Origin of the sequence: Spirillospora sp. NPDC000708 (assembly GCF_040299565.1) — a bacterium.
Lineage (GTDB): Bacteria > Actinomycetota > Actinomycetes > Streptosporangiales > Streptosporangiaceae > Spirillospora.
The window spans coordinates 21483-28660 of the sequence record NZ_JBEPCJ010000086.1 but is presented as its reverse complement, the minus strand read 5'-3'; the positions used below and the strand labels follow the sequence as shown (position 1 = coordinate 28660).

General features: G+C 73.7%; 5 protein-coding genes. 1 reads left to right on the top strand and 4 read right to left on the bottom strand.

The genetic code is table 11. The features are described 5' to 3' along the window. Positions 1 to 101: 101 nt before the first annotated feature. On the bottom strand, positions 102 to 2369 hold the full coding sequence (secD, locus tag ABT299_RS40890; protein WP_500254037.1) for a protein translocase subunit SecD: 2268 nt from the start codon (positions 2367 to 2369) through the stop codon (positions 102 to 104). A gap of 66 nt (positions 2370 to 2435) precedes the next feature. Then, complete coding sequence (locus ABT299_RS40885) at positions 2436 to 2891, bottom strand: hypothetical protein (RefSeq protein WP_500254036.1); 456 nt, start codon at positions 2889 to 2891, stop codon at positions 2436 to 2438. A gap of 301 nt (positions 2892 to 3192) precedes the next feature. Here ABT299_RS40885 and ABT299_RS40880 point away from each other — a divergent pair, with 301 nt between their 5' ends. After that, complete coding sequence (locus tag ABT299_RS40880) at positions 3193 to 3855, top strand: hypothetical protein (protein ID WP_190856162.1); 663 nt, start codon at positions 3193 to 3195, stop codon at positions 3853 to 3855. Positions 3856 to 4015: 160 nt separating this feature from the next. On the opposite strand, the gene ABT299_RS40875 is transcribed toward ABT299_RS40880, so the two are convergent. Both ABT299_RS40875 and ABT299_RS40870 read right to left on the bottom strand, forming a co-directional pair. Next, positions 4016 to 5404 carry a glycine--tRNA ligase gene (locus ABT299_RS40875; protein WP_190856163.1) on the bottom strand — a complete coding sequence of 463 codons (1389 nt, stop codon included), beginning with the start codon at positions 5402 to 5404 and terminating at the stop codon, positions 4016 to 4018. A gap of 256 nt (positions 5405 to 5660) precedes the next feature. Continuing rightward, positions 5661 to 7106, bottom strand: a complete 1446-nt coding sequence (locus ABT299_RS40870; RefSeq protein ID WP_500254035.1) for a glycoside hydrolase domain-containing protein — start codon at positions 7104 to 7106, stop codon at positions 5661 to 5663. Between the last annotated feature and the right edge of the window lie 72 nt (positions 7107 to 7178).

The window sequence follows — 7178 nt, the reverse complement described above, 5'->3', positions numbered from 1 at the left end:
TCCCCCGCGGGGGGTGCTCGGGGGCCCTGCGTTCGCGGGGGGGGGGGGGGGGTCGGGGGGCGGGCGGGGGCGGGGGCCCCCGCCCCCCCCCCCGGGACCGGTCAGACGACGGCGCCGGAGTCGCCCGGGGACCGGCGGGTTCGGGGCGCCGTGGTGCGCGGGCGCGGCGCCGGGCCCGCGAAGCGTTCGAGCACGATCGCGAGCGGCGTGGCGGTGAAGACGCTGGAGTACGTGCCGACGAGGATGCCCGCGAGGAGCGCGATCGCGAAGTCGGTCAGCGTGTCGCCGCCGAGCACGGCGAGGGCGGCCAGGATGAACAGGGCTCCCATGCCGGTGTTGACGGTGCGGGGCACGGTCTGCAGCGCCCCCCGGTTCGCGACCTCGGCGAAGGGGGCGCGGGGTTCGGCCGTCCACAGTTCCCGGACGCGGTCGAACACCACCACGGAGTCGTTCACCGAGTAGCCGATGATGGTGAGCAGCGCGGCGAGGAAGACGCCGTCGACGGGCTTGCCGAGCCAGGCGAACAGGCCCGTGACGATCACGACGTCGTGCAGCATCGCCAGCACGGACCCCGCCGCGAACGTCCAGCGGAACCGGAACGTCAGGTAGCCGAGCTGCACCAGCAGGGCCACCCCGAGCGCGATCAGGGCCTTGGTGCGCATCTCGCCGCCGAGGCTGGGCCCGATCAGCTCGTCCCGCTGCTTCGTCGCGCCGCCGCCCTGCTGCGCGAGCGCGTCCCGGACGCGCTCCTCCTGCGCGTCGGTGAGGCCGGCGGTGCGGACGGCGATGCCGTCCTTGCCGGACGTCTGGACGGTGGCCTGCGGGAACCCGGCGCGGGCCACGGCGGAGCGGGCGTCGCCGATGTCGACGGGACGGTTCGTCGTGTACTCGACGGCGCGCCCGCCGGTGAACTCGACGCCGTAGTTCAGGCCGCGGACGGCGATCCCGGCGACGGCGAGGGCGACGACGACCCCCGAGATCGCGAGCCAGAGCGTGCGGCGCCGCATGAGGTCGGGCCGGCGGTCCTCCAGCCAGTGCCGGATCCGGCCGCCGGCGCCGAGGCCGCCCGCCCTGGAGCGGGCGAGGCGGGGTAGGCGGGCCAGGGCCGCGTCGGTGAGGACGCGGCTGAGCAGCATCGCCGACACCAGCGAGGCCAGCACGCCGATGCACAGGGTGACGCCGAACCCCTTGACCGGCCCGGACGCGAGGAAGAACAGCAGGCCGCCGGCGAGCAGCGTGGTGGCGGCGGAGTCGGCGATCGCCGACCACGCCTTGGTGAACCCGATGGCGAGGGCATTGCGCGGGGACCGGCCGGGCGCGGCGGCGCGTTCCTCGCGGGCGCGTTCGAACGCCAGCACGTTCGCGTCGATCGCCATGCCGATCGCCAGGACGAACCCGGCGAGGCCGGGCAGGGTGAGGGTCGCGCCGGCGGCGACGAGCGCGGCGTAGGAGATCAGGGCGTAGCCGGCCAGCGCGACGGTGGCGAGGAGGCCGGCAAGCCGGTAGACGGCGGCGATGAACAGGCCGGTCAGCGCGACGCCGATGACGGCGGCCCAGGCGCTGGCCCTGATCGCCTCCTCACCGAGGGTGGGGCCGACGACCCGCTGCTCGACGACCTTCACCGGGACGGGCAGCGCGCCGCCCTGCACGAGCGCGGCGAGGTCCTTGGCCTCCTCGGCGCCGAAGTTCCCGGTGATCCGGGTGGACCCGCCGGTGATCCCGGTGCCGCAGGCGACGTCGGCGCCGACCTGCGGGGACGAGATGACCTTACCGTCCAGGACGAACGCGACGCGGCGCTCGTCGCCGGTGGCGCAGGCGGCCCGGGCGGTCGCCTTCTCCCAGGCCGCCCCGCCGCCTCCGCGGAACTTGATGCCGACGTCCCAGCCGCCGAGGCCCTCGGGGTCGAACGACGCGCCGGCCGAGCCGATGCCGTCGCCGGTGAGCAGGGCGGGCCCGATGAGGACGGGGCGGCCGTTCTCGTCCGGGATCTCCTTCTCGCCCGCGCCGGCCGCGCCGCCCGCGGCGCGGACGGGGTGGGCGGTGAGCTGCGCGGTCCGGCCGAGCAGCGCCGCCGCGTGCGACGGGTCCTGGACGTCGGGCAGTTCGACGATCAGCCGGCGGTCGCCGGAGCGGGTGATGGACGCCTCGGCGACGCCGAGCGCGTCGACGCGGCGGTGCAGGACCTGGCGGGCGCGGTCGGTGGCCTCGCGGCCGGCCTTCACCGACGGCGAGTCCCGGGTCTCGAGGACGATCTGGGTCCCGCCGCGCAGGTCGAGGCCCAGCCGGGCGGGTTCGGACAGGGCGAGGTACAGCGATGCGGCGAGCACGGCGAACGCCAGGACCGCCCGCACCGCGTTGGCGCGAGTCAAGGGGAAACCTCCACACGGAGCGATGGCGCCGCCGCTTCGCAGGGCGCGGCGCCGCTGGACGGAACGTCAGATCCGTGCGGTGGGAGGGGCGCGTCCCCGCGGCGCGCCCGTCGCGGCGACGACGGGCTCGGGGAAGCCGGCGGCGGGCCGGACGGTCCGGACGAGCGCCGGGCGGACGTCCGGACCGGCGGGCGCGAACGCGCCCGGGGTGACCGGTGCGGACGGCCCGGTGTGGTGCCGCGCCGGCTCGGGGACGGCGTGCGCCGGGCGGGGCGAGGACGCCCGTTCGGTCGCGGCGCGAGCGGTGGCGGTGCGACCGGTTGCTGCGGCGGTGCCGGCGGTGGCGACGGCGCCGACGGCGGCTGCGGGCGGCCCGGCGAGCGCGCCCGTGCTGAGCGCACCCGTGCTGAGGGCACCGGGGCTCAGGGCGCCCGCCGCCGGTGCGCCGGCGAGGCCGAGCAGTCCGAGCGTGAGGGCGAGCAGCCAGCGGACGGCGGCGGGCGAGCGGCGCGGTTCGCGCATGGCCCTCCTCCGTCCCTCGGCCGTCGCGGGCCGCCGGGGCGGCCATGGTCCGCCCAATCTAGGCCACTTCGCGACCGGGCGCATTGGACCGCAACAACGCGAGAAAGCACGGAGTCGGGACTCCGTCAACCAGGCCCCGCGCCACAGCCCCCTACCCGGCCCTCGCCCGCCCGGCGTTACCAGCAGACACTGGCTGGTGTCCCAATCCGGCCACGGCGGCTTCTCCGCGCGCCCATTGCCGGGCCAGGAAAGGCGAATTACTTTCGCGTTACCCACCCCGAACCGGACAGAGGAGTTTCCGGTGGCACGAATCAGACAGACCGCGATCGTCGGGACCGCCGCGCTGGCCGTCCTCGCCGCGGGGATCGCCCCGGCGTCGGCCGCTGGCACCACCATCCGGAAGGGATCGGCCACCGCCGCCCCCTACTCCGGCAACGTGCAGGCCTCGCTGCTCGGCAATGCGACCGTCTCCACGTCGATCGGCAGCGGCTCGTGCAGCCAGTCGACGATGACGGGATCGATCAACTCCGACGGCACGGGCCTGAGCATCGGCAGCGCGAACTTCAGCAGCTGCACCGGCACCGCCTCCGTCTCCATCACCGCGCAGAAGCTGCCGTGGACCGGCGGCAGCGTCGTCTACGACTCCGGCCACAGCGCGAACCGCGACGCGGCGGTCACGATCGCCAACTTCAGCGTCAAGGCCGTGGTCGACCTGTTCGGCGGCATCACCTGCATCTTCGGCGGCAACCTCACCGCCAACGGCTACAACCCCGACAACCCGAACCGCCCGGTCACCAGCAACGCCCAGGCGCAGGTCGGCGTGAACGGCGCCACGGTGAACAAGCAGTCCGGCAGCAACTTCCTCTGCCCGTCCACCGCCACCGTCACCGCGACCTACCAGCTGCAGGGCGAGACCACCGCCGGGTCCGGCACCTACAACCAGACCCTGTACGTCACCAGCTGATCTCCCGAGGGGTGCGCTCCCTCACGACGTGCTCCCGTGAATGATCGCTCCCGAAAAGGAAGCGGGCCGCCCCCGGCGAAGGGGGCGGCCCGCGACCGCGTCCATGGCGAGCCCGGCCGGTGCGAACCCGAGCCCAGGCCCGAGCGCGTGCAGAGCCGGATCAGCAGCCGACGAGCTGAGCGGCCAGGAACGACTCGACCTGGCCGATCGCGATCCGCTCCTGGCTCATCGAGTCGCGCTCCCGGACGGTCACCGCGTCGTCCTCGAGGGTGTCGAAGTCGACGGTGACGCAGAACGGCGTGCCGATCTCGTCCTGCCGGCGGTAGCGGCGGCCGATCGCGCCCGCGTCGTCGAAGTCGACGTTCCAGTTGCGGCGCAGCTGCGCCGCCAGGTCGCGGGCCTTCGGCGACAGGTCGGCGTTGCGCGACAGCGGCAGCACCGCGACCTTGACCGGGGCGAGGCGCCGGTCGAGCCGCATCACGGTCCGCTTCTCCAGCTTGCCCTTGGCGTTGGGCGCCTCGTCCTCGGCGTAGGCGTCCATCATGAAGGTGAGCGTGCAGCGGTCGACGCCGGCCGCGGGCTCGATCACGTACGGGGTGAAGCGCTCGCCGGACTCCTGGTCGAAGAACGACAGGTCCGCGCCGGACGCCTTGGAGTGCGTCGACAGGTCGTAGTCGGTGCGGTTGGCGATGCCCTCCAGCTCGCCCCACTCGCTGCCGACGAAGTCGAACTTGTACTCCACGTCGACGGTGCGCTTGGAGTAGTGCGACAGCTTCTCCGCCGGGTGCTCGTACAGCCGCAGGTTCTCCTTGCGGATGCCGAGGTCGACGTACCACTGCAGGCGCTCGTCGATCCAGTACTGGTGCCATTCCTCGTCGCTGCCGGGCTTGACGAAGAACTCCATCTCCATCTGCTCGAACTCGCGGGTCCGGAAGATGAAGTTGCCCGGGGTGATCTCGTTGCGGAACGACTTGCCGATCTGCCCGATGCCGAACGGCACCTTGCGGCGCGCGGACTGCTGGACGTTCAGGTAGTTGATGAAGATGCCCTGCGCGGTCTCGGGGCGCAGGTAGGCCAGGCCCGACTCGTCCTCGACGGGGCCGAGGTAGGTCTTGAGCAGGCCGTTGAACATCTTCGGCTCGGTGAACGAGCCCTTCACCCCGCAGTTGGGGCAGGTGATGTCGGCGAGCCCGTTCGCGGGCGGCCTGCCGTGCTTCTCCTCGTAGGCCTCCTCCAGGTGGTCGGCCCGGAAGCGCTTGTGGCAGGACTGGCACTCGGTGAGCGGGTCGACGAACGCCTGGACGTGGCCGCTGGCCTCCCAGACCTCGCGCGCCAGGATGACGCACGAGTCCAGGCCGACGACGTCGTCGCGGCCCTGCACCATGGACTTCCACCACTGGCGCTTGACGTTGTTCTTCAGCTCGACCCCGAGCGGCCCGTAGTCCCAGGAGGCGCGGAGCCCGCCGTAGATCTCGCTCGACGGGTAGACCAGGCCCCGCCGCTTGGCGAGGTTGACGATCGTGTCCAGCACATCGGAACGGCGTGCCATGAGTGTTCTCTCCATCCGGCTGGCGGTCGGCGGGTCAGTGCGAACGCCCCGGCCCCGGCGCGGACGGCGGGACGGCGGCGATGGTGATCCCCGGTGATGGTGCGCTGTGAGAGCGGTGAGGCGCGGTCTCCCCGGCGCCTCAGAGCATTCCCCAGCTTAGGGCACCGGAAAGGGTCCCCGGACGGCACCGCCGCGGAGCGTGTCGGACGGTCCGGCCGCGGGGATCGGGAGGCCGGAGCCGGTCGCGCGCCGGAGGTCAGTAGGCGCGGCCGTCGGCGATGCTGCTGTCGATGTTGAGGGTGACGCCGCCGTGCCGCTCCTTGTGGGCGCCCCGGTACTGCTTGATGCGGCGGTGCGGCGGCCACCAGTCGTCCGGCAGGAACCGGTCGCCGTACACGCGGGCCTTGCCGTCCCAGTTCGCGAACCAGATGCCGACGGGCTTGGCGATCCCCTCGGCGGCCCCGACGTCGCGGACGCCCGAGCTCGCGCTGCCGTAGAGGCACGGCTTGTAGTGCTTCTGCCTGACCTTCTCGATCCAGGCGTTCACGAAGCGCAGCACGGCCGCCTTGCAGGTGGTGTTCCTGCTCTTGTAGGCCTCAAGGTCGAGGTAGATGGGCTTGTCGGCGGGGATGCCGAGCGCCTTGGCCTTCGCCACGGCGTCCGCGGCGGTCTTCTTGCCCTGGGACGCGGCGTTCCTCGTGGTGAACTTCTGCGGGCGCGTCCCGCACGGCGGCTGGAGGCCGACGTACGTGGGCAGGATCCGGTACCCCATCTTGCGGACCTTCTTCACCCACGCGGCGGTGAGGTTCGGCTGCTCGCAGCCGCGCGCGGCGCCGCCGATGTAGATGTTGGTGACGTCGAACGAGGATCGCCACGCCTTCATCGTGGAGAGCGACGGGGCGGTGCACGTGTCGAAGCCCTTGCCTGACGCGTAGTCCAGCCGGTCCGGCGGGTCCGCCGGGGCGCTGCGCCGGGCGGCCGGCCCGGAGGGCGGCGCGGAGGGCGGCGCGGAGGGCTTCGGCGGCTGCTGCGGCTGCGCGTGCGCAGGCGGTTGCTGCTGCGCATGGGGTTGAGGCTGCGCTTTGGGTTGCGCAGGGGGCGTTCCGTGCCCGTGGGGCTTCGCGGTCACCCGGGTGCCGCGCAGGATCCGCTGGAGCGCCGCCGGATCGGTCCCGTACACGCCGGTGATGCCCATCCCGGCCTCCGGCAGCGCCAGGCTCGTCTCGTGCCCGACGGACGGCTTGACCGTGAACGAGCCGAGCTTGTCCGCGTGCACGACCGTGCGGGACGCCGCGACGTCGTCCAGCGGCTGGACGTGCATGGACTCGGTACGGCCGACGACACGCGCCGGGCAGTCCGGCTGCGGGCCGGGACGGCCCAGGTAGACGGCGTGCCGGTCGTAGCGGACGCAGGCGGACGGGTCCTCGTCGAGCCGGACGACCGCCCAGCCCGCGGGGACGGGAACACGCACGCCGCGGTAGCCGACCGAGCGCGGCGTCGCCTCGGCGGGCGCTCCCCTGGCCGCGCCACGGGGCGCACTTCGGGGCGCGTTGCGGGGCGGGCCGAGGATCAGCGTGGTGGCCTCGTGGGCTGAGGACCGCGCGGGGGACGCCGCGTGGAGGGCGCCGACGCCCGCGACGGCGGCCGTCCCGGTGGCCGTGCTGAGCAGGACGACAGCGGTCTGCGAGACGACACGGCGCATCACTTCTCCCCCGAGGCGGGCCGGGCCCCGGCGGGGCCGTCTCCCCCGCGGGCCGTCGGCATGATCACGACC